The sequence below is a fragment of the Ruegeria sp. AI2 genome (assembly GCF_056541275.1).
Genome location: NZ_JBQFYB010000006.1, coordinates 44,720 through 66,912, shown reverse-complemented (window position 1 = coordinate 66,912; position 22,193 = coordinate 44,720). Strand labels below are relative to the sequence as shown.

Sequence of the window (22,193 nt, the reverse complement as noted above, 5' to 3'; positions counted from 1 at the left end):
GGTGGACAGATATTCCCGCATGGTGCAGTGCCTGAAGGTGCTGTTGCCGCTTGCGGCTATTGTGATGTTATCCACGGTATTCCTGCTGTCCCGCAGCATTGAAACAAACGTTTCCGTGCCTTTCGCGCAGAAAGACATTGATGAGAGACTGGCACAACAGGTGGTAACGCGGCCGGATTACCGCGGAACGACCCGCAAGGGAGAGACCGTGCATATCGAGGCGGTGCAAGCCACGCAGGGCACCGAGGCGTCGGTTCCGACCGCGTCCGAGTTTCGCGGCCGCTTTGGGCTGCTCAATGGCGGCACAATTACGCTGGATTCGAATTCCGGCCTGATCCGTCCGGATAGTGGAACAGCAACCTTTGTTGGTGACGTGGTCATCACCACGGCGGATGGGCTCAAGGTTACGACGGATCTGCTCAATACCTCGTTGGACGAAGTCCGGGGCGATACGCCGGGGCAGGTGAACGGAACCGGTCCGATCGGTAACTTTTCCGCGGGGCGTATGACCTTTGGCACTGAAAAAACGGACGGGCCGGTCCATATTGTTTTTACAGATGGTGTGAAGCTGGTATACGAGCCTGAAAAAGCAGAAAGATAACTTGTGTTCGATTTTCGATTTGTTCCTTTGTGCCTCGCCTTGATCGCGGGCGCCGCGCCCGTGACTGCGCAAGAGGCGCAGGTGGCTTTTGGGTCCGCGAATGCCGATCCGAGCCTGCCGATCGAGGTGACATCGGAAACCCTGAACGTAAATCAAGAGGACGGATCGGCCGAGTTCATCGGGAATGTCATCGTCGTACAGGGTGAAATGCGCCTGACAGCCGAACGCGTGCTGGTTATCTACAATCAGGAACGCTCGGCGATCGAGCGAATGGAGGCGACCGAGAATGTGGTTCTGGTCAGCCCGCCGGATGCAGCGGAAGGCGACTGGGCTGAATACAAGATCGGCTCGGGTGAGATTGTCATGAAGGGCAATGTCCTGCTGACACAGGGCCCCAGCATCATCAGTGGCGATCAGATGAACGCCAACCTGACATCGGGCACTGCGACAATGACCGGGCGGGTCAAAACGATCTTGCAGCAGGGAAACAACTGATGGCGCGTCCCGACCTGAAACTGACCGAGGGCAGTTCCGGGCTGCGCATCGAGAAGCTGCGGAAGTCCTACAAAAAAAAGACGGTGATCCGCGATGTTTCGATGACGTTGGGTCGGTCCGAAGTGGTGGCGCTGCTGGGGCCGAACGGGTCTGGTAAAACCACAACGTTCTATTCAGTTGCGGGCCTTGTGTTCCCAGAGGCGGGAAAAGTCACGATAGACGGCCAGAATGTGACTACTTTGCCGATGTACCGGCGGGCACGGATGGGGATCGGCTATTTGCCGCAGGAGATGTCGATCTTTCGCGGCATGAGCGTCGAGGACAACATTGCTGCCGTTCTGGATATCACGGTCTCTCATGCGCATAAGCGCAAAGAGCGTTTGGAAGAGCTGTTGTCTGACTTCTCGATCGAACACTTGCGCCGGGCCCCGGCTCTGGCGTTGTCAGGCGGCGAGCGCCGCCGGGTCGAGATCGCGCGCTGTTTGGCCGCAGACCCCAAATACCTGCTGCTGGATGAACCGTTTGCAGGCGTTGACCCGATCAGTGTCGGGGATATTCGCCATCTGGTCGCGGATTTGAAAAAACGCGGTATTGGTGTGCTGATCACCGATCACAACGTCCGGGAAACGCTGGAAATTGTCGACCGGGCCTATATCCTGCATGACGGTCAGGTTTTGATGTCCGGCACACCTGATGAGGTTGTCGAAAACGAGAATGTGCGCCGCGTCTATCTGGGCGAGAATTTCCGCATTTCATAACCTTGCGCGGAGTTGTGCCAATTGCATGGCGGAAATCGCGTATATACACATCTGTTTTGATTGACTCTTCCCTCGTCTCTTGCCTCAATTGGCTTATGGCATTTACCCGGTTCCAGTCTGGATCTCGATGTCCCTTCTTCGAAGGGCTGGAAACAAGGCAACCGCGGAAAATGTCTCTACCCCCCACCCGATAAAAACAAGCTCGCCGCGTTTCGCGGCGTCAGAATGGGTGTGAATTGTGAAGGAGATCACATGCGTTACCAAATCAGCGGAAAACAGATCGACATCGGTGCGGCGTTGCAGACACACGTGCAGACCGAACTGAATGAGGTCGTGGGCAAGTATGCGCAGCGGCCTACGGATGCTAACGTCGTCTTTTCCCGTTCGGCGCATGAATATGTATGCGAAACAACGGTGCACCTGTCCACTGGCCTGACGGCGCAGGCCAAGGCCCATGCAACCGAGATCTACGCGGCATTTGAGGCATGCTGTGATAAAATGGAAAAACAGTTGCGTCGTTACAAGCGCCGCCTGAAGGACCACCACAAGGATCGGGCCGAACCGGTTGAACTCTTTGGGGCGTCCTCTTATATCCTCGCTTCTAATGAATCGGAGTCGGTCGATGAACCCGAATCGCTTCAGCCAATGATTGTGGCTGAGATGGAAACAAAAATCCCATCTTTGAGCGTTGGAGAGGCCGTTATGCAAATGGAACTTGCCGGTGCGCCAGTACTGGTGTTCAGAAATGAAAACAAGGACGGATTGAATGTCGTTTATCGTCGCGAAGACGGTAATATCGGCTGGATTGATCCGTAACAGGCAAGGATACGGGGCTGCACCCGCTGATGCGGGTGCGTGCCATGGAGCGTGATCATGGAGCTTTCGAGCATACTGAAGCCCGAAGCGGTGCGTGTATTGTCCGCGGCTTCCAGCAAGAAGCGGCTGTTTCAGGAAATCGGTGACGTCGCCGCGGCGACGCTAGGTATCGATCCTCAGGAAGCAGTTGATTTGCTGCTGGAGCGGGAAAGCCTTGGACCGACCGGTGTCGGCCATGGTGTGGCGCTGCCGCATGCGCGCCTGCCCGATCTTGATTCGGTTTCAGGTGTTTTTGTCATGCTTGAGAAGCCCATCGATTTCGGTTCGGTTGATCGCCAGCCTGTGGACATTGCCTTCGCGCTGTTTGCACCGGAAGAGGCGGGTGTTGATCACCTCAAAGCTCTGGCGCTGGTGTCTCGCACATTGCGGGATACTTCGGTTTGCACCAAGCTCCGGGCCAACCCTGATCCGGTAAAGCTGTATGCGATCTTGACTGAGGCGCAGTCTATGCAAGCCGCCTGATTAACTAAAAAAGCCCCCGAAAACCGGGGGCTTCTTTCTTTTCATTTGACCGGATCAACCACCGGTTCCCATTTCCAGCGTCCACCAGATTTTACCACCGCCTTCCTGATGCCAGGCGAATCCCATTTGGGTGGCTTTGGCGTCCATGATGACAGCCCTTGGTCCAGGTTCCTGCATCCATGCGGCAAGTGTTTCCGTCTCGGTCTCGTAGGTTTCGGAAATGGCTTCCCCCAGGAACGTTCCGAAATAGCCGACACGCGCTGCCCGGTCGATCGGTGATGAACCGTCTGACCCAAAGTGCCAGGGCCGGTTCTGCCGCGACATATCCTTCGAATGAGTCGCTGCCGCTGCGTTCAGCTGTGCGTTCAGCTGTACGGGCTGCAGTCCCTGAGACTGACGCAAAGCATTGACCGAATCAAGCATGCGGAACTGCAGCTTTTCCGGATTGCCGCGGATCTTGTATACGGTCGGCAATGGGCGACCATCAGATCCCAGAGTGGTTGAGCCAGTGTTGGTACATGCCGCAAGCGCGACAAAGCAAATCAACAGTAAAGAAACGATGCGCGTCATGTTCGACCTGATTATTGTATCACAATACGGCATAGCGCGCCTGCTTGTTCTGAGCAAACGCGCAATGGTCATAACTTGCGTGATTCTGCCGGTTTGGTTTGCGACTGAAGCATTCTGGCAATAGAATACCTCTGATTTCAGACCTAACCTAAACACAGGACCCGATGTCATGGTCAAAAAGCGCATTCATTCGCCCACCCGCAGAGGGTTTCTGGCAGGGGCTACCGCCACTCTGGCTACACCGGCACTGGCACAATATATCCCGGGCGACCCGCTGCGCCCCGCACCCGAGACCGAACCGGCGGTTCGCCGCAACGTATCCGGGTTCCGGGCACTGGATTGGCAACCGTATTTCTCGAACACCAGAAATGGCGCTATTTTGGTCGACACCGTCTCAAGGGCGTTGCATTACTGGTCGGATGACCAAACAGTCTATAAATTGTACCCATCGTCGGTTCCACTGACCGAAGAACTCACCCGGCGCGGGCGTACCAGCGTAATCCGCAAGGTCGAAGGCCCAAGCTGGTCTCCGACGCCGTCGATGAAGAAGCGAAATCCGGAATGGCCGGACTACATTCCTCCGGGTCCTGATAACCCATTGGGAACACACGCTTTATACCTTAGCTGGAAGTATTATCGCATTCACGGGACGCACGATACACGCAAAATAGGCCGCAGATCTTCGAACGGCTGCATCGGCCTTTTCAACGAAGACATCGCCGAGCTGTTTTCGATGGCGAAGGTTGGCACGCAAGTGTTGCTAATTTGACGACATTTTCGTGTACGAACCCGCTCACCGGTCAAGTTGCAATTGCATTCCCGCTCTAATGCTGGTTAGAAAAAACTACGAGGTAAGTCTTAGATGTGCGGCTCCGGGTATTGGAACCGTGCAAATTCTGGAGGTTAATATGAAGAAACTCGTTCTCGCCGCAGCTCTGACTGCAGCAGCTTCGACTGCATATGCTGGCAACCTGGAAGAGCCGGTTGTTGAAGCACCAGTTGTTGTTGAAGAAACTCAGGGTTCGTCGCAGGGCATTCTGCTGCCGCTGATCCTGCTGGTCGTTGTTGCTGCTGCTGTTGCTGCAAGCTAATCCGACACGGAATTCATGAAAAAGGCGGTGGAGCAATCCACCGCCTTTTTTAGTTCCAACAGGTCTTCAAGCCTGTTGCGCGCCGGAGGATACTGACGCGCCAGTATCAAGCCGAGCTTGACGATCTCATAGGAGATGCGGCTTGCGTTCTGGAAACGCTTTACGCCAGCCACCCGCACAGATTGTCTTCGATCACTTTTCCAAGTGCTGCGATATGGGCATCATTATCGTTAAGGCATGGAATATAGGTAAACGTCTCGCCGCCTGCTTCTTCGAAGCTCTCTTTGATTTCTTCGTTAATCTCTTCAAGCGTTTCGATGCAGTCCGCAGAAAACGCCGGGGCAATAACTGCAATGTTCTTTTTGCCTTGCTTCGCCAGGTCGGCCACGTGATTCACCGTGTAAGGTTTCAACCATTCTTCGGGGCCGAAGCGCGACTGGAAGGTCGATACCAATTGATCATCTGTCCAGCCCAGCCGCTCCTTTAACAGCCTCGTCGTTTTAGCGCATTGGCAGTGATAGGGATCGCCCTGCTGAAGATACCGCTCGGGCATCCCGTGATATGAGCAGACAAGAATGTCGGGCTTTGTCTCCATAGCCTCGTATGCGCGTTCAACAGACTGTGCCAGCGCATCGATATAGATGGGTTCATCGAAATAGGCCGGAACGGTTCGCGTCGCGGGCTGCCAGGCTTCGTCCATCAGTGCGCGAAAGAACTGGTCGTTGGCGGTGGCCGTCGTTGCGCCAGCGTATTGAGGGTAAAGCGGAAAAAACAAGATGCGATCGCACCCTGCCGCTACCATCGCGCGCACTTTGGATTTGGTCGATGGGTTGCCGTAACGCATACAGAAATCGACCATGACTTGATCACCGTATCGTGCCTGCATCGTCTGGCTCAACTTGGCGGTCTGGTCCTTGGTGATGGTCATCAGCGGACTTTCGCCCTTTTCCAGGTTCCAGATCGATTTGTATGCCTCGCCGGAACTGAAAGGTCGCTTGGTCAGGATGATCGCCTGTAGAATCGGTTGCCATTTCCACTTTGGATAATCGATGACACGCTGGTCCGACAAAAACTCATTCAGATATCGGCGCATCGGCCAATATGTGTAGTCGTCTGGCGTGCCCAGATTGGCCAGCAATATGCCGACGCGCCCCATCCTGATCTTGGGGTGATCCGTAGGAGCGTGAGCGGGTCGCGTGGCATCAAACATATGAGGCTTCCTGAATTTCTTGCGTTAGGGCCTGAAATAAGGGGATTTGGTCGCGCGTCAATCGGGCAGTTTGCCCTCGTCCGCGCGCAAGGCGTCAGCCAAACGTGCTTGCGCTGACCCAGGACGCAGTGGTTTGGGTTGACTGTCGTGGGGGGACCATCCGGTCAGGCAGATCAGTTCGAACGTGGCTGCCAGACGTCCCGATCCTGTGGTGAAATGAGACGCGTAAATGTTTTGCGCGGCCTCAAATACTGCGCGTTTGGTCGGGTGTTTCAGTCGCCCGGATAACGCATTGGCCTCACCCATATGCCGCAGATCGTGCATCAGGTGCCAGATGTCACGGTACTCAGCCGTGAGTGGCATCGAGTCTGCGACGGGCAAGGCCAGACCGGCCCGCTGCAACAAACCGCCGAAGTCTCTCAACCCGGCCATCGGGGCGATGCGGGGGCTGAGGCCACCGGTAACGTCAATCTCTGCCTGACCCAACGCCGAGCGCAATTCGTGCAACGTTTCGCCGCCCAGACAAACAACCAGCAACAACCCGTCGGGTTTCAGCGCGCGGTGGCATTGGATCAACTGACCCACCGGATCGTTTGCGCAGTGCAGTGTCATGGCGTGGATAACAAGGTCATGGGCGCCGGGTTGCAGTGCCAGCACATCGTTGTCCGCTATGATCGAGGCTTCGGGAAACGCGTCCGTCCAAAGCTGCGGGAATGCGGTCACGATCGCTGCCGCCGTAAAGGTTTTGTTAACCATGGAGAGCCGATCCTGAACCTCGTCCATCGCGGCGCGGTGCAGAAAAAGGGCGTTATCCTGCACGCGGCTGCGATGACGCAGAATGGCGGCACGGTCAAAAAGTGAGGGTGCAGTGGGTTCGGGCAGTTTCATAGCTGGCAAGTATCGCATCGCGCAACGGATTCAAACCGCACTTGCGCTGATTTATCCACCACGTTGCATGGGGTGCGGCGACCTGACCGAGTCCGATTTTGGCCTGTGTGGCCCATGCTGGCGGGAAACGCCATTCATTGGCGGCACGGTCTGTGAAAGTTGCGGTCTGCCCCTGATCGGGGGGCAGGACGAGTTTCGGACCGAGTGCGATGATTGCCTGAAGACCGCGCGCCCTTGGAGGGCAGGCCGCGCCGCGCTTTTGTATGACGGCAAGGCGCGGTCACTGATCCTGGCGCTGAAACACGGAGATCGGCCTGAACTGGCCCGCCCTGCCGCGCAGTGGATGGCGCAGGCAGGGCACCCACTGCTGCGACCGGATATGGTGATTGCTCCGGTTCCTCTGCATTGGTCACGATTGGTCAAAAGGCGATACAACCAGTCAGCTCTGTTGGCGCAGAACCTGGCGCGCGAGACAGGATTGGAATGTGTACCCGATCTGTTGATTCGCAAAAAAAAGACGCCGGTGCTGGACGGCAAAACAGCTGCCGAGCGGGCACAGATTTTGGGCGACGCGATATGCCTTCACCCCCGAAAAGCCCGCCATCTAACTGGCCGGGACATTTTGCTGGTGGACGATGTGATGACGTCCGGGGCAACACTGGCCGCATGCACTCGGGTCTGTCAGGCGGCGGGGGCAAATCATATTTTCGTGTTGGCTCTGGCGCGCGTTGCCAAGGATGCCTAATTCGCCCAAGATTGCGCGAAATCCAAAGGGAACGGAAAATGAAGTCGGTAGAGATCTATACATCGCCACTGTGCGGCTTTTGTCATGCGGCCAAACGCCTGCTGAAGCAGAAAGGTGTCGAGTTCAAGGAAATCGACGTGCTGATGCACCCCAAACGCAAACCTGAAATGATTCAACGTGCCGGGGGTAAACGCACGGTCCCGCAGATTTTCATCGGCGCTACGCATGTCGGCGGTTGCGATGATTTGTACGAGTTGGAGCGTCAGGGCAAGCTTGACCCTCTGCTTGCGGCCTGATGAAAACCGCGCTGCTGCAAATCACCTCGTCGGACGATCCGGCAGAAAACCTCGGGATGGTCCGAGGCATGATGGCCGAAGCGGCAGAAAAGGGCGCTCGCTTTGTTCTGACGCCAGAGGTTACGAATTGCGTTTCAACAAGCACCACACGGCAGCGCGCGGTTTTACAACATGAAGAAGATGACATCACCTTGGCGGGCCTGCGCGAACAGGCCGCTGATCTGGGTGTTTGGCTTCTGATCGGCTCGTTGGGGCTCAAGACTCATGACAATGACGGTCGTTTTGCCAATCGTTGCTTTATGATCGGATCGCAAGGTCAGATCGTGGCGCGGTATGACAAAATCCATATGTTCGATGTGCAGGTCACCGAGACCGAGACGTTCCGCGAATCAAAGAATTACCGCCCAGGCGAAAAAGCGGTCATCGCCGAAACGGATTTCGGCAAGGTTGGTCTGACCATCTGTTACGATATCCGCTTTCCATATTTGCACGCGGCACTGGCGCAGGCGGGCGCGCGCATTCTGACCGTCCCGGCCGCGTTCTCGCCGGTCACAGGTGCCGCGCATTGGGAAGCCTTGCTACGCGCACGTGCAATCGAAACCGGGTGCTGGGTGCTGGCCCCGGCCCAAACAGGCGAACATCCAAAAACCGGCGGTAAAACACGCTATACTCACGGTCACAGCATGGTCGTCGACCCGTGGGGAAAGGTGCTGATCGACGCAGGGACCGATCCAGGCATTCACATTTTCGATTTGGATGATAGTTCTGTGACTGAGGCACGGCGACGTGTCCCTTCACTGCACCACCGCCGTTCCTTCGACGGACCCTGACAGAACGGAACAATGACAGACGACACCAATGCCCTTGCGGTCACGCTGTTCAGCGAGATCCTGACCGCCGACCAGCTATTGCGGAACCGGCTTAGCCGGGTGCTGCCCAAGGGCATGGAAATCTCGCATTTCTCGGTTCTGAACCACCTGGCTTTTGTCGCGGATGAGCGCAGCCCGGCGCAGCTGGCCAACACGTTCCACGTGACCCGAGGGGCGATGACCAACACCTTGGCCAAGCTGGAATGGGCCGGATACATCCACATCCGCCCCGACTGGGACGATGCCCGCCGCAAGATGGTCGCGATCAGCCCCGCCGGTAAACGCGCGCGGGATCAGGCGATTTCCTCGATTGCTCCGTTGATCAACCGCGTGGTCGGAGAGTTGGGGGACGACCGTGTTCGGTCGACACTGCCAGTGCTGCGCGATCTGAGAAAACAGCTGGAAGGGGAATAACCCTCAGCCCGGTTTCACACTCGCCGTCACATAGTTCACGCTTAAATCCCGGTCCGAGATCGACCAGCTCCAGAGGATCGGGTTGAAGACGAACCCCTTGCGGTCCACCGGGTCCATCCCAGCCTGACGCAGCAGGTCGAACAACTCATCAGGGGTGATGAACTTGTTCCACTCATGCGTGCCGCGCGGCAGCCAGCGCATGACGACCTCGGCCCCGAAAATCGCCATCGCATAGGACTTCGGGTTGCGGTTTATGGTTGAGCAGATCAGCAGCCCGCCCGGCTTGAGCAATTTTTGCGAGGCGGTCAGGAAGCCCTCCGGGTCGGCCACATGCTCGACCACTTCCATGTTCAGGACCACGTCGAACTTCTCACCTGCGGCGGCCATGTCTTCGGCTGTGGTGTGGCGATAGTCGATCTTCAAACCGGATTGCTCGGCATGGATACGCGCAACAGGCAGGTTGCCTCCGGCGGCATCGGCCCCAACGACCTCGGCCCCCAGACGTGCCATGGGTTCGCTCAGCAGACCACCGCCACAACCGATATCCAGCAGGCGCAGCCCTTCGAACGGATTTCGCGCTTTCAGATCGCGGTCGAATTCACTGGCGATCTGCTGTGTGATATAATCCAAACGGCAAGGATTCAGCATGTGCAAGGGTTTGAATTTCCCATGAGGATCCCACCATTCCGCCGCCATCGCTTCGAATTTTGCGATCTCGGATGGATCCACCGTGTTCGGATGCGCTTGCATTCCTGTCTCCGTATGCTCTTTTACGCTTAAGGACTATATAGGGCCATAATGGACAAGTACCCGGACCAAAAGCGCGCAGTTCAATATCTGTACCCGCCGATCGATCCGTTCGACCAGCGTATGGTCGATATGGGCGACGGGCACCGTATCTATGTGGAACAATGCGGCAACCCCGAAGGCATACCGGTGGTGATCCTGCATGGCGGCCCAGGCGGTGGCTGCAGCCCTGCAATGCGGCGTTATTTTAATCCACAGGCCTACAGGGTGATTCTATTTGATCAGCGTGGGTGTGGCCGGTCTCGCCCCACGGCTTCGGTTGAAAACAACACGACATGGCATTTGGTGGCCGATATTGAACGGTTGCGCGACCTGTTCGAGATTGATGAATGGATTGCTTTTGGCGGCAGCTGGGGCGCGACCCTTGCGTTGATCTACGCGCAGTCGCATCCAGACCGGGTCAGCCGATTGGTGCTGCGCGGTGTGTTCCTGGCAACTGACGCTGAACTTGACTGGTTTTATGGCGGCGGAGCGGGACGTTTCTGGCCGGAACAGTGGCAGAAATTTACCTCACTGTTGCCCGAGGTGGAGCTGAAGGACACCATCACCGCCTACAATAAACGCCTGTTCTCGGGGGACCGCGCGACCGAGACCCTGTATGCGCGGGCATGGTCGCACTGGGAAAATGCGCTGGCGTCGATCCACACGAACGGATCAGTGGGCGAAAGCCCCGGCGAATACGCCCGTACATTTGCCCGGCTCGAGAATCACTATTTCTACAATAAGGCGTTCCTGGAAACGGATGGGCAGATCCTAGATCAAATGGACCGGATTGCTCATATCCCGGGTCACATCGTGCAGGGGCGATACGACATGATTTGCCCGCCACAGGCCGCCTGGTCGCTGAGCGAAAGCTGGCCGAATGCCGAGATCAAGATGGTACGTCAGGCCGGTCATGCGCTTTCTGAACCCGGGATCAGCGCAGAACTGGTCCGGATCATGGATCGCGTGGCGGAGGGTTTGGCATGACACGCATCGACCGCCGTGCCTTGTTTGCTTCGGGTGCCGCCGCCGCGCTGCTTGCCGCGACAGGCGCGTCCCTGGCGGACAGACCTGAGAAAGGCGGCACGCTGCGATTGGCCGTACCGCGCGACGACAGTCTTGAGCAGGTGGCGCGCGGTGCGGTTTTCGACACGCTGACCGAGATCGCCCCGGATGGCACTTTGCGGGGCGAGCTTGCGACGGGCTGGCAAACCGACGCCGATGCGAGGGTCTGGAACTTTGATCTGCGCAACGATGCGGTGTTTCACGACGGCGCGTCTTTGGACATCGCAGATGTTGCGGCCGTATTGGCCGAGGTCGGGCATACCGAGGCATTGACCGCCAACCGTTTACGGCTGGAACTGGCCGAGGCAAATCCGGGCCTTCCATTCCTTTTGGCGGACAGTCGTTTTATCATTGCCTGCAATGGCCAAGGCGTCACGCCGCTACACAACGCCAATGGCACGGGTTGTTACCGTGTCGAACGCGCCGAAGACGGGCGGCATTTCCTGGGTCGCCGTGTTTTGGAACATTACAAGGACGGTCAGGCCGGTTGGGTCGATGCATTCGAAGTGATCGTTATTCCCGATGCCCGTGTTCGCGCCGAGGCATTGCGTGATGGCTATGTCGATGTCGCTGCCTTCCCCGATTCGTCAGAGATCCGCGGTACGCGCGGTCTTCGCTACTATCCTTCCGAGACCGATATGGCACTGGCCGTCTCTGGGGCGGTGGGATTGCCGCGGCAGATTGCCGGACGCACGGTTCTGGACGACGGGCGTATCGCTGAACGGTGGTGGATCGTGTAATTCCGGGTGACACTTCAGTCGGGGGTTGCAGACTCGGATCATCCTGCGTATATGCAGTTTCAACAGCGGCGCGTTGGACTTCCGGTCCAAGGCTCCACCGAAAAATTCGACGGGCCGCGCGCCCGTTTTTTTGTGCCCGACTGACAGGGTAGAGAACCTGATGACAAACGACCTGATAGCCAAAGCTGCCATCGACCGGCGACTTGCCGAGATCATCACCCCGGTGATCGAAGATCTGGGGTATGAGTTGGTCCGTGTCCGGCTGATGAGTGGCAAGCAGACCACGTTGCAAATCATGGCTGACAAACCCGAAGGCGGCATCGAAGTGGATGACTGCGCCGAGATTTCGAATGCGGTCAGCGCCACCCTGGATGTCGAGGACCCGATCCTTGACGCCTATACGCTCGAGGTATCCAGCCCCGGTATCGACCGCCCCCTGACCCGCCTCAAGGATTTTGAGACTTTCGAGGGGTATGAGGCCAAGATCGAAACTTCTGAACTGATCGATGGCCGCCGCCGGTTCAAAGGGGAACTGGCCGGGATTGAAGGGGAAGAGGTTCTGATCAATATCCCCGAAGGGTCCGAGACGATCACCATCGGCCTGCAATTCGACTGGCTGAGTGATGCCAAGCTGGTCCTGACCGATGACCTGATTAAGGAAATGCTGCGCCAGCGCAAAGATGCGGGTGCCTTGAACGAAAACGCTTTCGACGAGATTGAGACCGAAGGGTCCGAAGAGGAGACGAACTGATGGCAATAACCTCAGCCAACCAGCTGGAGCTGCTGCAGACTGCCGAGGCCGTGGCCCGCGAAAAGATGATCGACCCTGGTCTGGTTGTCGAAGCGATGGAGGAATCGCTCGCCCGCGCTGCCAAGAGCCGCTACGGTGCCGAGATGGACATCCGCGTGTCCATCGACCGCAAGACCGGCAAGGCGACCTTCACCCGTGTGCGCACCGTGGTCGAGGATGCGGAGCTTGAGAACTATCAGGCCGAGTTCACCGTCGAACAAGCCAAGCAGTACATGGAAGATCCGCAGGTCGGTGACGTTTTCGTTGAAGAAGTGCCGCCGGTCGAAATGGGCCGGATTGCGGCGCAGTCCGCCAAGCAAGTGATCCTGCAAAAGGTCCGCGAAGCTGAGCGGGATCGTCAGTATGAAGAATTCAAGGATCGTGCGGGCACCATCATCAACGGTGCCGTCAAGCGCGAAGAATTCGGCAATGTTATCGTCGATCTCGGCGGTGCCGAGGCTGTTCTGCGCCGCAATGACAAGATCGGTCGCGAAAGCTATCGCCCGAATGATCGTGTGCGCGCGTATATCAAGGAAGTCCGCCGCGAAGTGCGTGGCCACCAGATCTTCCTGTCGCGTACCGCGCCAGAGTTCATGGCCGAGCTGTTCAAGATGGAAGTGCCGGAAATCTATGACGGTATCATCGAGGTCAAGGCCGTGGCCCGTGACCCCGGTTCACGCGCCAAAATCGCCGTGATCTCGTATGACGGCTCGATCGACCCTGTTGGCGCCTGCGTTGGTATGCGCGGCAGCCGCGTGCAGGCCGTTGTGAACGAACTGCAGGGTGAGAAGATTGACATCATCCCGTGGAACGAAGACCAACCGACCTTCCTAGTGAACGCGCTGCAACCTGCCGAGGTTTCGAAGGTTGTTCTGGACGAAGAAGCAGGCAAGATCGAGGTTGTCGTTCCTGAAGAGCAGTTGTCTCTTGCAATCGGTCGTCGCGGTCAGAACGTGCGTCTGGCAAGCCAGCTGACCGGGCTGGATATCGACATCATGACCGAAGCTGAAGAATCGGCGCGTCGTCAGAAGGAATTCGAATCTCGTACCAAACTGTTCATGGACAGTCTGGATCTGGACGAGTTCTTTGCGCAACTGCTGGTTTCCGAAGGCTTCACCAACCTCGAAGAAGTTGCCTATGTCGAGATTGATGAACTTCTGGTCATTGATGGCGTCGACGAAGGCACTGCGCAGGAACTTCAGACCCGGGCGCGCGAGTTCCTGGAAGCCCAGGCCAAAGCCGCTCTGGACGCGGCGCGCGCACTGGGTGCCGAGGACAGCCTCATTGAATTCGAAGGCCTGACACCCCAGATGGTAGAGGCGCTGGCCAAGGACGATGTGAAGACGCTGGAAGATTTCGCAACCTGTGCAGACTGGGAACTGGCCGGTGGCTGGACCACGGTCGACGGTGAACGCGTCAAGGATGATGGTGTGCTGGAGCCCTTTGGCGTCACGCTCGAAGAAGCACAAGACATGGTCATGACTGCGCGTATCCTGTTGGGTTGGGTTGATCCGGCCGAGTTGGAGCAGGCGGAAGAAGACATCGACGGCGACGCAGCAGACGAGGAGGTCGAGGCCTGATCTCAGGTCTCGGGTGGCGCGTATGGGTCGCGGTGGCGTCCATAAGGATCGGTCTGACGGACCCGAACGCAAGTGCATCGCCACCGGCGAGGTTCAGCCTAAATATGGCTTGATCCGCTTTGTGACGGGCCCGGACGGTCAGGTCTTTCCGGATGTCGCGGCAAAGTTGCCGGGGCGGGGCGTTTATGTGGCGGCGGATCGTGCTGCGCTGGACAAGGCCATTGGTAAGAAACTGTTTGCGCGGGGGTTCAAGGCACAGGTGACTGTGCCTCAGGACCTGGCGACAGAAGTTGAAAAGCAGATCGCGCGCCGTGTGATTGAGTTGCTCAGTCTGGCGCGCAAGTCCGGCGACGCGGTTGCCGGGTATGAAAAGGTCAAGTCGTGGCTGGACCGGGAAGAGGCTCAGGTGCTGATTCAGGCCACTGATGGATCGGGGCGCGGCAAGTCGAAGCTCAGTACGCCGCACTTCGGAAAATACATCGGTTGGCTGACGGCAGACGAATTAGGGCAGGCATTTGGGCGCCAAACGGTGATTCATGCGGCCTTGGCCTCTGGCGGACTCGCCAAACGTGTTGTAGAGGAAGCGCAGCGCCTGCGTGGCTTGCGCGAAACGGATGACGGCGGCAAGGGCCGCGCGGAAGGGTAAGAAGCTTTATGAGCGATAGTGACGGCAAAAAGACATTGGGTCTTCGTGGCGGGGCACGCCCCGGAAATGTGAAACAGAGTTTCAGCCACGGACGCACCAAGAATGTCGTGGTGGAAACCAAACGCAAGCGCGTGGTGGTCCCCAAGCCGGGCGCGGCAAAGCCGGGTGGCGGTGCCGCCCCTTCGGGTGATCCATCGCGTCGTCCCGCAGGTATTTCCGACGCGGAAATGGCGCGCCGTATGAAGGCTTTGCAGGCTGCCAAGGCCCGCGAAGCCGAAGAAGCCGCTGAACGCGAAGCCGCTGAAAAGGCACGCGAAGAAGAGCGCGTGCGCCGCCGTGCGGAACAGGAAGCGAAAGAGCGCGAGCAGCGTGAAGCCGAAGAGCGCGCGCGTCAGAAAGCCGAAGATGAAGAGCGCAAGCGCGTGGAGGCTGAAGAAGAAGCCAAGCGTGCTGCTGCTGCTGCCGCCTCGCCGGCCCCTGAAGAAGCCAAAGCCGCACGCAGCCCGGCCAGCAAACCTGCGCCTGCTGCCGCACCTCGCAAGCAGGATCGCGAACGCGAACAGCGCGGTCGTGGCAAGGGTCGTGAAGACAACCGTCGTTCGGGCAAGCTGACACTGGGTCAGGCCACCGGTGACCAAGGCAGCCGCCAGCGGTCGATGGCAGCGATGAAGCGCAAGCAGGAACGCGCCCGTCAGAAAGCCATGGGCGGTTCGGTCGAGCGGGAAAAGGTGATCCGCGACGTACAACTGCCTGAGGCGATCATGGTCTCGGAACTGGCCAACCGTATGGCCGAGCGCGTGGCTGACGTGGTCAAATCACTGATGCAGATGGGCATGATGGTCACGCAGAACCAGACCATCGACGCTGATACTGCCGAGCTGATCATCGAAGAGTTTGGCCATAAGGTCACCCGAGTCTCTGATTCGGATGTTGAGGACGTCATCAAAGAAGTCGAAGACAGCGAAGACGATCTGAAGCCTCGTCCGCCCGTCATCACCATCATGGGTCACGTCGACCACGGGAAAACATCGCTGCTGGATGCAATCCGCGATGCGCGTGTTGTGGCTGGTGAGGCCGGTGGCATCACCCAGCATATCGGCGCCTATCAGGTGAAAACCGATGGCGGCTCGACGCTGACCTTCCTGGATACACCCGGCCACGCGGCCTTCACCTCGATGCGCTCGCGTGGTGCCCAGGTGACCGACATCGTGGTTCTGGTCGTCGCTGCCGATGACGCGGTCATGCCGCAGACAATTGAGGCGATCAATCACGCGAAGGCAGCCAAGGTGCCGATGATCGTGGCGATCAACAAGATCGACAAGCATGATGCAAATCCGGACAAGGTGCGCACCGATCTGCTGCAACACGAAGTGATCGTCGAGAAGATGTCGGGTGAGGTTCAGGACGTAGAAGTGTCTGCCATCACCGGTCAGGGTCTGGACGAGTTGCTGGAAGCCATCGCATTGCAGGCCGAGATTCTGGAACTGAAAGCCAACCCTGATCGCGCTGCCCAAGGTGCCGTGATCGAGGCACAGCTGGACGTGGGCCGCGGCCCGGTCGCAACGGTCCTGGTTCAGAACGGTACATTGCGTCAGGGCGATATCTTTGTCGTGGGTGAGCAGTATGGTAAGGTCCGTGCTCTGATCAACGACAAGGGTGAGCGCGTCAAGGAAGCTGGACCGTCGGTTCCCGTTGAGGTTCTTGGTCTGAACGGTACGCCTGAAGCAGGCGATGTTCTGAACGTGACCGAGACCGAAGCACAAGCCCGTGAAATCGCCGCCTACCGTGAACAGGCTGCCAAGGACAAACGCGCTGCCGCTGGTGCCGCAACGACCCTTGAACAGTTGATGCAGAAGGCCAAGGAAGACGAAAATGTCACCGAGTTGCCCATTCTGATGAAAGCAGACGTTCAGGGTTCGGCGGAAGCCATCGTTCAGGCAATGGAGAAGATCGGCAACGAAGAAGTACGCGTGCGCGTTCTGCATTCGGGTGTTGGCGCCATTACTGAAACGGATGTCGGTCTGGCCGAAGCGTCGGGCGCTCCAATCTTTGGCTTCAACGTGCGGGCCAATGCCTCTGCACGGAATACCGCAAACCAGAAGGGCGTCGAGATTCGCTATTACTCGGTGATCTATGACCTCGTAGACGACGTGAAAGCAGCCGCATCCGGCCTGTTGAGCGCCGAAATTCGCGAGAAGTTCATTGGCTACGCCGAAATTCGCGAAGTCTTCAAGGTTACTGGCGTTGGCAAGGTTGCTGGCTGTCTGGTCACCGAAGGCGTGGCGCGTCGTTCTGCCGGTGTCCGCTTGCTGCGCGACAACGTGGTGATTCACGAAGGCACGCTGAAGACGCTGAAGCGTTTCAAGGACGAAGTGGCCGAGGTTCAGTCGGGCCAGGAATGCGGTATGGCGTTCGAAAACTACGACGATGTCCGCGCAGGCGACGTGATCGAAATCTTCGAGCGCGAAGAAGTCACCCGCACGTTGGACTAGCCCGGCAAAGGATGAAAACGAAAAACAGCGGCCCCCTTAGGCCGCTGTTTTCTTTTACCGAAGCGCTTATTTTGTCTGGGGCAGAAACGCATCTGAATGCATGATGATATCGAAATGATGCATTCCTTGCGCGAGCATAAAGCTGACAGAGTGTCCGGCCTTTCGCAGCCTTTCAGCATAGTCGCGGCTTTGGCGAATGAACTCACCTGTATCCCGTTCGGCTACCGAAACATGGTATCGAGGACCCGGCCGGGGCAGATTGCGGATGGGTGACAGATCGTTGACCTCGACCGGCGTCAATTGCAGTGGATCGTTCACCGACATCAGGCTGATCGGTTCCAGGTCGTATATTCCGCTGAACAGAATCACATCCCGCACCCGGAGCCCCGCTTTGGCAAGGGCATCTGATGAGGTTGCCATCACCATCGCCGCCAGATGTGCGCCTGCACTGTGACCTGACAGGGTGATCCGCGACGGATCGAACCCCAACTTCCCCGCCTTGGCCGCCAGCCACAACAACGCGTCGCGGCATTCATCGATCATGTCGCCAACCCGGGCATCGGGTGCCAGCGTGTAGTTCAAAGTCGCAAAAGCTTGCCCGTGTTCTACCAGACCTGGTGCCATCAGAGACGATTCATTCTGGCTGAGCGCCTGCCAGTACCCGCCGTGAATGAAGACGTGCAGGGGTGCCTTGTCATCGCGAGCGGGAAAGAAATCCAGGACTTGTACGGGGCTGTCACCATAAGCCAGGTTTTCCCGTACCGGATAGTCGGCCCGCGCCTGAGCGCTTAGCGCCTTATAGCTGGCAAGATACGGGCTTAGGTCGCCGCCGATCATTGTGCTGGGGGAGTACTCCCGCTCCAGCTCGGGTTGCGAAAATCCTCGATACAACATGTCTTAGGTCTGCCCGCTGTACATCAATTCGGTGCGCACGTCGTAAAGGTCGTGGAAAAACCGCAGCTCTAGCGCCTTTCGCAAAAAGGCCACGCCGCTTGAGCCACCAGTGCCGGGTTGCATTCCGATCACGCGCTCAACTGCGGTGGCATGATCAAAGCGCCAGCGTTGAAACAGGCTTTCCACATCCATCAGTTTTTCGGCCAAAGCATAAAGATCCCAGTATTTTTCAGTGTTGCGGAATACCTCGACCCAGATTTTTACCACGCGCGAATCGCCGGAATAGGGTTGGGCGTAATCGCGTTCAATCAGATCCTTGGGCACATCGAATCCTTGGCGGGCCAACATGTGCAACACTTCGTCATAAAGTGACGGTTTGGTCAGTGCGGCATTCAGCATCTCGATCACCTCTGGGTCATGCGCATGGACCTTCAGTGTTGAGGCATCCTTGTTGCCAAGAATGAATTCGATTTGCCGGTAGCCGTAGCTCTGAAACCCTGACGAGTTGCCGAGAGCCTGCCGGAACGTCATATAGTCGGCAGGTGTCATGGTCAGCAGGGTTTCCCAAGCCGCAATCAACTGCCGTTGAATGGCCTTGATGCGGTCGAGGTTTTTCATGGCTGGGCCAAACTCGTCCTGTTGCAGAAAACGACGCACCTCGACCAGTTGGTGGTGCATCAGTTTCAGCCACAGTTCGCTGACCTGATGGATGATAATGAACAGCATCTCGTCAGGCTGCGCGGGGTCCTGAAAAGTTTTTTGCAGATTCAGCAGTGTTTTGAGTTGCAGAAAATCTCCATAGCTTTTGCGATGTGTCTCGGCGAAATCAGTGACCAGAGTGTCTTCGACACCTCTTTGCAATAGACGATCGTCTTTGTTCTCGCCCATCTCATGCCTCCCTTGTGCGATCCTTGCACCTGTCTAGGCGTTGAGTTCGTAACTTTCCAGCGGGTTAGGTCCAGTCAAGGACAACCTTGCCAGAGAGGCCGGATTTCATCGCGGCAAATCCATCCGCAAAATCATCAACCTCAAAGCGATGCGTGATCACGCGGGACACATCCAAACCGTTTTGCAGCATGGCGATCATCTTGTACCAGGTCTCGAACATCTCGCGACCATAGACACCCTTGATTGTGATCGCCTTGAAAACGATACGCGACCAGTCGACCGGAGATTTCCCCGGCGGTATCCCCAGCAAGGCGATTTTCCCACCCATCACAAGCGCTTCGACCATCTGGTCAAGCGCGGCTTGTGAGCCGGACATTTCAAGCCCCACATCAAAGCCTTCTTTCATTCCAAGCTGTGCGATGATGTCGTGCAAATCTTGCTTGGAAACATCAACGGTCCGCACCGACGGCACCACATGTTCGGCTAGTTTCAATCGTTCAGCGTTAATGTCTGTAATCACAACATTGCGGGCGCCTGCATGGCGGGCGACGGCGGCGGCCATGATGCCGATGGGTCCTGCGCCGGTGATCAGGACGTCCTCGCCCAGAAGGTCAAAGCTTAGCGCGGTGTGTACAGCATTGCCCAGCGGATCAAGGATTGCCCCGATCTCATCCGGGATATCGTCCGGCAGGGGAACAACGTTGAAGGCGGGCAATTTCAGGTATTGCGCAAACGCGCCCTGTTCATTCACCCCGATCCCGCGCGTACCGGGGTCGAGGTGAAATTTGCCTGCGCGGCTTTGACGGCTTTCAGTGCCGATCAGATGCCCTTCGCCGGAACAGCGCTGCCCAACATCCAGGCCGGTGACGTTGCTCCCAATCTCGACGATTTCCCCGGCGAACTCATGACCAGTGATCATCGGAACCGGAACGGTGTGAGAGGCCCACTCATCCCAGTTCCAGATGTGAATGTCGGTACCGCAAATTCCGGTCTTGTTGATCTTGATCAGTACCTCATCAGGCCCGATTTCAGGGACCGGGGCCTGTACCATCCACAACCCTTCTTCAGGTTTCGACTTTTCCAGCGCTTTCATCGTGTTGGGTCGCATCAGATCACCCCCAGTTCCTTGCCGACCTTGCCAAAGGCCGCCAGCGCGCGGTCCAGTTCGTCCCGCGTCAGGGCAGCGTTCATCTGCGTTCTGATCCGCGCCTGTCCGCGGGGAACAACAGGAAAGAAGAAGCCCGAGACATACACGCCCTCGTCAAACAGCTTGGCGGCCATCTCTTGTGCCAGCGTTGCATCGCCCAGCATGACAGGGATGATCGGATGTTCACCGGGCAAAAGGTCAAAGCCAAGCTTTTCCAGACCGGCACGCCAGTACTTTGCGTTTCCGAATAACTGCGCGCGTAGAATGTCGCCTTCTTCGACCAGGCGGATTGCCTCAAGTCCTGCGGCGACGATGGATGGCGGCAGCGAGTTCGAGAACAGATAGGGCCGCGCCCGCTGCCGCAGCAGGTCGATCACTGGCTGCGGCCCGGCGATGTAGCCGCCGATTGCCCCCCCAAGTGCCTTGCCCAAAGTTCCTGTCAAAATGTCGACATCAACACCAAAGTGATCCGGTGTTCCGGCGCCGCGCGGGCCCATGAAGCCGGTTGCATGGCAATCATCGACCATGACGATGGCATCGTATTTATCAGCCAGTTCGCGAATTTTCGGCAAGTTGGCCAAATAGCCATCCATCGAGAACACGCCATCGGTGGCGATCATGATATGACGCGCGCCATCCTCGCGCGCCTGCTTCAGCCACGCTTCCAAGTCGTTCATGTCATTGTTCAGATAGCGATAGCGCTTGGCCTTGCACAGCCGCACCCCGTCAATGATAGAGGCGTGGTTCAGACTGTCCGAAATGATGGCATCTTCAGGCCCCAGCAACGGTTCGAACAGCCCGCCATTGGCATCAAAACAGGCCGCGAACAGGATCGCATCGTCCTTGTTTAGGAACTTGGCCAACCGCCGTTCCAGTTCACGGTGAATATCCTGCGTCCCGCAAATGAACCGGACCGAGGCCATGCCGAAACCTTTCGGACCCATCGCATTGGTTGCGGCTTCGATCAGCGCGGGGTGATCCGCAAGACCCAGATAGTTGTTGGCGCACAGGTTGATCACCCGTTTTCCACCTACCGTAATCTCCCCGCCCTGAGGCGAGGTGATCATTCGTTCTCGCTTGTACAGCCCTTCGGATTCGATCTGCGCGAGTGTGTCCGTGATGTGGGACAGGAATGCATCTGCCATGGCGACCTCCGTTCAACTGAGTCGCACATCTAACATAGCGGATAAATTTCCCAAATAGGGGAATTTCAATATACAGGAAAAATTTCCGTGAAGGCGGAAAATTGCTGATGTCAGGCGTTCTTTACGATCAAAAACACCCGCGCAGGTTCTTTGGCCGAGATGGAATGCACGATATCCGCGGCATAGCGGGCGGTGTCCCCTTGGCTCAGATCCGACACGGCACTGCCCGATTTAACCTTGACGGCGCCTTCCAACACGGTCAGCTGCTCACGCGCGCCGCGCGCATGGGGCTGGCTGTTCAAGGCCCCGCCTATGTCGAACTCGATATCATAAACCTCGTGACCACCGGCCTCTTCCGGTGGGGACAGGATGCGAATGCGGCAGTTCTGCCCCATATTGTCGATGCTGGGCACTTCGGACGCGCGCAGCACCTCGATCTGATCACTGGCTTTTGATCCTTCCAGAAGACCGGCAAAATCCACCTGTAATGCACGGGTCAGGTTCCAGAGGGTCGAGATCGTCGGGCTGCTTTCACCGCGTTCGATCTGGCTAACCATGGACCTGGACACGCCGCTCAGGTTTGCGACTGCTTCCAGCGAAAGTCCTTTGGCCCGGCGTGCCTCTTTCAGGCGAGCAGGCAAAAGGTTCAGGATATCGTCTGTGTTCTCCGTCATGACGGAATCCATGCGTGTTGGGACCCGGCTTGTCAATTCCATCCGTGACGGCACGTCCTATAGGACAG

General features: G+C 57.5%; 27 protein-coding genes. 17 read left to right on the top strand and 10 right to left on the bottom strand.

The annotated features are described in order from the left end of the window. Window position 1: 1 nt before the first annotated feature. From lptC to ACR0LL_RS12675, 5 genes are all read left to right on the top strand, one after another. The gene (gene lptC / locus ACR0LL_RS12695) at window positions 2–601 is read left to right on the top strand and encodes an LPS export ABC transporter periplasmic protein LptC (RefSeq protein WP_480587222.1); all 600 of its coding nucleotides are present in this window, start codon (window positions 2–4) and stop codon (window positions 599–601) included. A gap of 3 nt (window positions 602–604) precedes the next feature. Further along, window positions 605–1,096, top strand: coding sequence for an LptA/OstA family protein (locus ACR0LL_RS12690; protein WP_480587218.1), 492 nt, complete (start codon window positions 605–607; stop codon window positions 1,094–1,096). Beyond that, on the top strand, window positions 1,096–1,854 hold the full coding sequence (gene lptB / locus ACR0LL_RS12685) for an LPS export ABC transporter ATP-binding protein (RefSeq protein ID WP_480474775.1): 759 nt from the start codon (window positions 1,096–1,098) through the stop codon (window positions 1,852–1,854). The genes ACR0LL_RS12690 and lptB overlap by 1 nt, the downstream gene beginning before the upstream one ends. 252 nt (window positions 1,855–2,106) lie before the next feature. Then, entirely contained in the window at window positions 2,107–2,670 is a 564-nt protein-coding gene (hpf, locus tag ACR0LL_RS12680; RefSeq protein ID WP_267363094.1) for a ribosome hibernation-promoting factor, HPF/YfiA family, read from the top strand. Window positions 2,671–2,727: 57 nt separating this feature from the next. Continuing rightward, window positions 2,728–3,192, top strand: coding sequence for a PTS sugar transporter subunit IIA (locus tag ACR0LL_RS12675; RefSeq protein ID WP_480587215.1), 465 nt, complete (start codon window positions 2,728–2,730; stop codon window positions 3,190–3,192). Window positions 3,193–3,246: 54 nt separating this feature from the next. On the opposite strand, the gene dalA is transcribed toward ACR0LL_RS12675, so the two are convergent. Next, a complete protein-coding gene (gene dalA / locus ACR0LL_RS12670) occupies window positions 3,247–3,762 on the bottom strand; it encodes a divisome-associated lipoprotein DalA (protein WP_480587212.1) in 516 nt (171 codons plus the stop codon). Window positions 3,763–3,931: 169 nt separating this feature from the next. On the opposite strand from dalA, the gene ACR0LL_RS12665 reads away from it, so the two are divergent. Together ACR0LL_RS12665 and ACR0LL_RS12660 are read left to right on the top strand one after the other, a co-directional pair. Then, window positions 3,932–4,531 (top strand): L,D-transpeptidase, encoded by a 600-nt coding sequence (locus ACR0LL_RS12665; protein WP_267363097.1) that lies wholly within the window; start codon window positions 3,932–3,934, stop codon window positions 4,529–4,531. A gap of 139 nt (window positions 4,532–4,670) precedes the next feature. Further along, entirely contained in the window at window positions 4,671–4,853 is a 183-nt protein-coding gene (locus ACR0LL_RS12660; protein WP_117870963.1) for a hypothetical protein, read from the top strand. On the opposite strand, the gene ACR0LL_RS12655 is transcribed toward ACR0LL_RS12660, so the two are convergent. The 3 genes from ACR0LL_RS12655 to ACR0LL_RS12645 are packed head-to-tail and all read right to left on the bottom strand — an operon-like array spanning window position 4,850 to window position 6,951. Beyond that, on the bottom strand, window positions 4,850–5,026 hold the full coding sequence (locus ACR0LL_RS12655) for a hypothetical protein (RefSeq protein WP_480587209.1): 177 nt from the start codon (window positions 5,024–5,026) through the stop codon (window positions 4,850–4,852). The genes ACR0LL_RS12660 and ACR0LL_RS12655 overlap by 4 nt on opposite strands. Then, entirely contained in the window at window positions 5,014–6,063 is a 1,050-nt protein-coding gene (gene hemH / locus ACR0LL_RS12650) for a ferrochelatase (protein WP_480587205.1), read from the bottom strand. The genes ACR0LL_RS12655 and hemH overlap by 13 nt, the downstream gene beginning before the upstream one ends. Before the next feature lie 57 nt (window positions 6,064–6,120). After that, on the bottom strand, window positions 6,121–6,951 hold the full coding sequence (locus ACR0LL_RS12645; protein WP_480587203.1) for a methyltransferase domain-containing protein: 831 nt from the start codon (window positions 6,949–6,951) through the stop codon (window positions 6,121–6,123). On the opposite strand from ACR0LL_RS12645, the gene ACR0LL_RS12640 reads away from it, so the two are divergent. Genes ACR0LL_RS12640 through ACR0LL_RS12625 form a run of 4 tightly spaced genes read left to right on the top strand, consistent with a single transcriptional unit; the run spans window position 6,932 to window position 9,275 of the window. Further along, the gene (locus tag ACR0LL_RS12640) at window positions 6,932–7,696 is read left to right on the top strand and encodes a double zinc ribbon domain-containing protein (protein ID WP_480587200.1); all 765 of its coding nucleotides are present in this window, start codon (window positions 6,932–6,934) and stop codon (window positions 7,694–7,696) included. The two genes, ACR0LL_RS12645 and ACR0LL_RS12640, sit on opposite strands and share 20 nt — an antisense overlap. A gap of 38 nt (window positions 7,697–7,734) precedes the next feature. Then, window positions 7,735–7,992, top strand: a complete 258-nt coding sequence (grxC, locus tag ACR0LL_RS12635; RefSeq protein ID WP_209507200.1) for a glutaredoxin 3 — start codon at window positions 7,735–7,737, stop codon at window positions 7,990–7,992. After that, window positions 7,992–8,822, top strand: a complete 831-nt coding sequence (locus tag ACR0LL_RS12630; RefSeq protein WP_480587197.1) for a carbon-nitrogen hydrolase family protein — start codon at window positions 7,992–7,994, stop codon at window positions 8,820–8,822. The genes grxC and ACR0LL_RS12630 overlap by 1 nt, the downstream gene beginning before the upstream one ends. 12 nt (window positions 8,823–8,834) lie before the next feature. After that, on the top strand, window positions 8,835–9,275 hold the full coding sequence (locus ACR0LL_RS12625) for a MarR family winged helix-turn-helix transcriptional regulator (RefSeq protein ID WP_267363106.1): 441 nt from the start codon (window positions 8,835–8,837) through the stop codon (window positions 9,273–9,275). Between the two features lie 3 nt (window positions 9,276–9,278). On the opposite strand, the gene ubiG is transcribed toward ACR0LL_RS12625, so the two are convergent. Continuing rightward, window positions 9,279–10,025, bottom strand: coding sequence for a bifunctional 2-polyprenyl-6-hydroxyphenol methylase/3-demethylubiquinol 3-O-methyltransferase UbiG (gene ubiG, locus ACR0LL_RS12620; protein WP_480587194.1), 747 nt, complete (start codon window positions 10,023–10,025; stop codon window positions 9,279–9,281). A 48-nt stretch (window positions 10,026–10,073) separates the two neighbouring features. Here ubiG and pip point away from each other — a divergent pair, with 48 nt between their 5' ends. The 6 genes from pip (at window position 10,074) to infB (ending at window position 17,377) form a co-directional block, all read left to right on the top strand. Beyond that, window positions 10,074–11,051, top strand: coding sequence for a prolyl aminopeptidase (gene pip, locus ACR0LL_RS12615; protein ID WP_480587192.1), 978 nt, complete (start codon window positions 10,074–10,076; stop codon window positions 11,049–11,051). Continuing rightward, window positions 11,048–11,869: an ABC transporter substrate-binding protein gene (locus ACR0LL_RS12610; RefSeq protein ID WP_480587189.1), complete on the top strand. Its 822-nt coding sequence runs from the start codon at window positions 11,048–11,050 to the stop codon at window positions 11,867–11,869. The genes pip and ACR0LL_RS12610 overlap by 4 nt, the downstream gene beginning before the upstream one ends. Window positions 11,870–12,029: 160 nt before the next feature. Further along, on the top strand, window positions 12,030–12,620 hold the full coding sequence (rimP, locus tag ACR0LL_RS12605) for a ribosome maturation factor RimP (protein WP_267363111.1): 591 nt from the start codon (window positions 12,030–12,032) through the stop codon (window positions 12,618–12,620). Further along, window positions 12,620–14,239 (top strand): transcription termination factor NusA, encoded by a 1,620-nt coding sequence (nusA, locus tag ACR0LL_RS12600; RefSeq protein WP_480559420.1) that lies wholly within the window; start codon window positions 12,620–12,622, stop codon window positions 14,237–14,239. Before rimP ends, nusA begins: the two co-directional genes overlap by 1 nt. Window positions 14,240–14,261: 22 nt before the next feature. Beyond that, window positions 14,262–14,885 (top strand): RNA-binding protein, encoded by a 624-nt coding sequence (locus tag ACR0LL_RS12595; RefSeq protein ID WP_480587186.1) that lies wholly within the window; start codon window positions 14,262–14,264, stop codon window positions 14,883–14,885. Between the two features lie 8 nt (window positions 14,886–14,893). After that, window positions 14,894–17,377 (top strand): translation initiation factor IF-2, encoded by a 2,484-nt coding sequence (infB, locus tag ACR0LL_RS12590; RefSeq protein WP_480587183.1) that lies wholly within the window; start codon window positions 14,894–14,896, stop codon window positions 17,375–17,377. Between the two features lie 66 nt (window positions 17,378–17,443). Here the strand turns inward: infB and ACR0LL_RS12585 are convergent, their stop codons facing one another. The 5 genes from ACR0LL_RS12585 to ACR0LL_RS12565 form a co-directional block, all read right to left on the bottom strand. Further along, entirely contained in the window at window positions 17,444–18,214 is a 771-nt protein-coding gene (locus tag ACR0LL_RS12585; protein ID WP_480587180.1) for an alpha/beta hydrolase, read from the bottom strand. Window positions 18,215–18,274: 60 nt separating this feature from the next. Then, entirely contained in the window at window positions 18,275–19,159 is an 885-nt protein-coding gene (locus ACR0LL_RS12580) for a tryptophan 2,3-dioxygenase (protein ID WP_480587178.1), read from the bottom strand. Window positions 19,160–19,223: 64 nt separating this feature from the next. Beyond that, complete coding sequence (gene tdh / locus ACR0LL_RS12575) at window positions 19,224–20,252, bottom strand: L-threonine 3-dehydrogenase (protein ID WP_480587432.1); 1,029 nt, start codon at window positions 20,250–20,252, stop codon at window positions 19,224–19,226. 14 nt (window positions 20,253–20,266) lie between these two features. Beyond that, the gene (locus ACR0LL_RS12570) at window positions 20,267–21,451 is read right to left on the bottom strand and encodes a glycine C-acetyltransferase (protein WP_480587175.1); all 1,185 of its coding nucleotides are present in this window, start codon (window positions 21,449–21,451) and stop codon (window positions 20,267–20,269) included. A gap of 110 nt (window positions 21,452–21,561) precedes the next feature. After that, entirely contained in the window at window positions 21,562–22,125 is a 564-nt protein-coding gene (locus ACR0LL_RS12565; protein WP_480587173.1) for a helix-turn-helix domain-containing protein, read from the bottom strand. Between the last annotated feature and the right edge of the window lie 68 nt (window positions 22,126–22,193).

Excerpts from the sequence above, each read along its gene's own strand:
- ACR0LL_RS12630 (WP_480587197.1), top strand. The coding sequence starts at position 7,992 with ATGAAAACCGCGCTGCTGCAAATCACCTCGTCGGACGATCCGGCAGAA.
- pip (WP_480587192.1), top strand. The coding sequence starts at position 10,074 with ATGGACAAGTACCCGGACCAAAAGCGCGCAGTTCAATATCTGTACCCG.
- hemH (WP_480587205.1), bottom strand. The coding sequence starts at position 6,063 with ATGTTTGATGCCACGCGACCCGCTCACGCTCCTACGGATCACCCCAAG.
- infB (WP_480587183.1), top strand. The coding sequence starts at position 14,894 with ATGAGCGATAGTGACGGCAAAAAGACATTGGGTCTTCGTGGCGGGGCA.
- ACR0LL_RS12585 (WP_480587180.1), bottom strand. The coding sequence starts at position 18,214 with ATGATCGGCGGCGACCTAAGCCCGTATCTTGCCAGCTATAAGGCGCTA.
- ubiG (WP_480587194.1), bottom strand. The coding sequence starts at position 10,025 with ATGCAAGCGCATCCGAACACGGTGGATCCATCCGAGATCGCAAAATTC.
- grxC (WP_209507200.1), top strand. The coding sequence starts at position 7,735 with ATGAAGTCGGTAGAGATCTATACATCGCCACTGTGCGGCTTTTGTCAT.
- nusA (WP_480559420.1), top strand. The coding sequence starts at position 12,620 with ATGGCAATAACCTCAGCCAACCAGCTGGAGCTGCTGCAGACTGCCGAG.
- ACR0LL_RS12645 (WP_480587203.1), bottom strand. The coding sequence starts at position 6,951 with ATGAAACTGCCCGAACCCACTGCACCCTCACTTTTTGACCGTGCCGCC.
- ACR0LL_RS12595 (WP_480587186.1), top strand. The coding sequence starts at position 14,262 with ATGGGTCGCGGTGGCGTCCATAAGGATCGGTCTGACGGACCCGAACGC.
- ACR0LL_RS12570 (WP_480587175.1), bottom strand. The coding sequence starts at position 21,451 with ATGGCAGATGCATTCCTGTCCCACATCACGGACACACTCGCGCAGATC.
- ACR0LL_RS12675 (WP_480587215.1), top strand. The coding sequence starts at position 2,728 with ATGGAGCTTTCGAGCATACTGAAGCCCGAAGCGGTGCGTGTATTGTCC.
- hpf (WP_267363094.1), top strand. The coding sequence starts at position 2,107 with ATGCGTTACCAAATCAGCGGAAAACAGATCGACATCGGTGCGGCGTTG.
- ACR0LL_RS12580 (WP_480587178.1), bottom strand. The coding sequence starts at position 19,159 with ATGGGCGAGAACAAAGACGATCGTCTATTGCAAAGAGGTGTCGAAGAC.
- ACR0LL_RS12660 (WP_117870963.1), top strand. The coding sequence starts at position 4,671 with ATGAAGAAACTCGTTCTCGCCGCAGCTCTGACTGCAGCAGCTTCGACT.
- rimP (WP_267363111.1), top strand. The coding sequence starts at position 12,030 with ATGACAAACGACCTGATAGCCAAAGCTGCCATCGACCGGCGACTTGCC.
- ACR0LL_RS12665 (WP_267363097.1), top strand. The coding sequence starts at position 3,932 with ATGGTCAAAAAGCGCATTCATTCGCCCACCCGCAGAGGGTTTCTGGCA.
- ACR0LL_RS12565 (WP_480587173.1), bottom strand. The coding sequence starts at position 22,125 with ATGACGGAGAACACAGACGATATCCTGAACCTTTTGCCTGCTCGCCTG.
- ACR0LL_RS12625 (WP_267363106.1), top strand. The coding sequence starts at position 8,835 with ATGACAGACGACACCAATGCCCTTGCGGTCACGCTGTTCAGCGAGATC.
- dalA (WP_480587212.1), bottom strand. The coding sequence starts at position 3,762 with ATGACGCGCATCGTTTCTTTACTGTTGATTTGCTTTGTCGCGCTTGCG.
- lptB (WP_480474775.1), top strand. The coding sequence starts at position 1,096 with ATGGCGCGTCCCGACCTGAAACTGACCGAGGGCAGTTCCGGGCTGCGC.
- ACR0LL_RS12610 (WP_480587189.1), top strand. The coding sequence starts at position 11,048 with ATGACACGCATCGACCGCCGTGCCTTGTTTGCTTCGGGTGCCGCCGCC.
- tdh (WP_480587432.1), bottom strand. The coding sequence starts at position 20,252 with ATGAAAGCGCTGGAAAAGTCGAAACCTGAAGAAGGGTTGTGGATGGTA.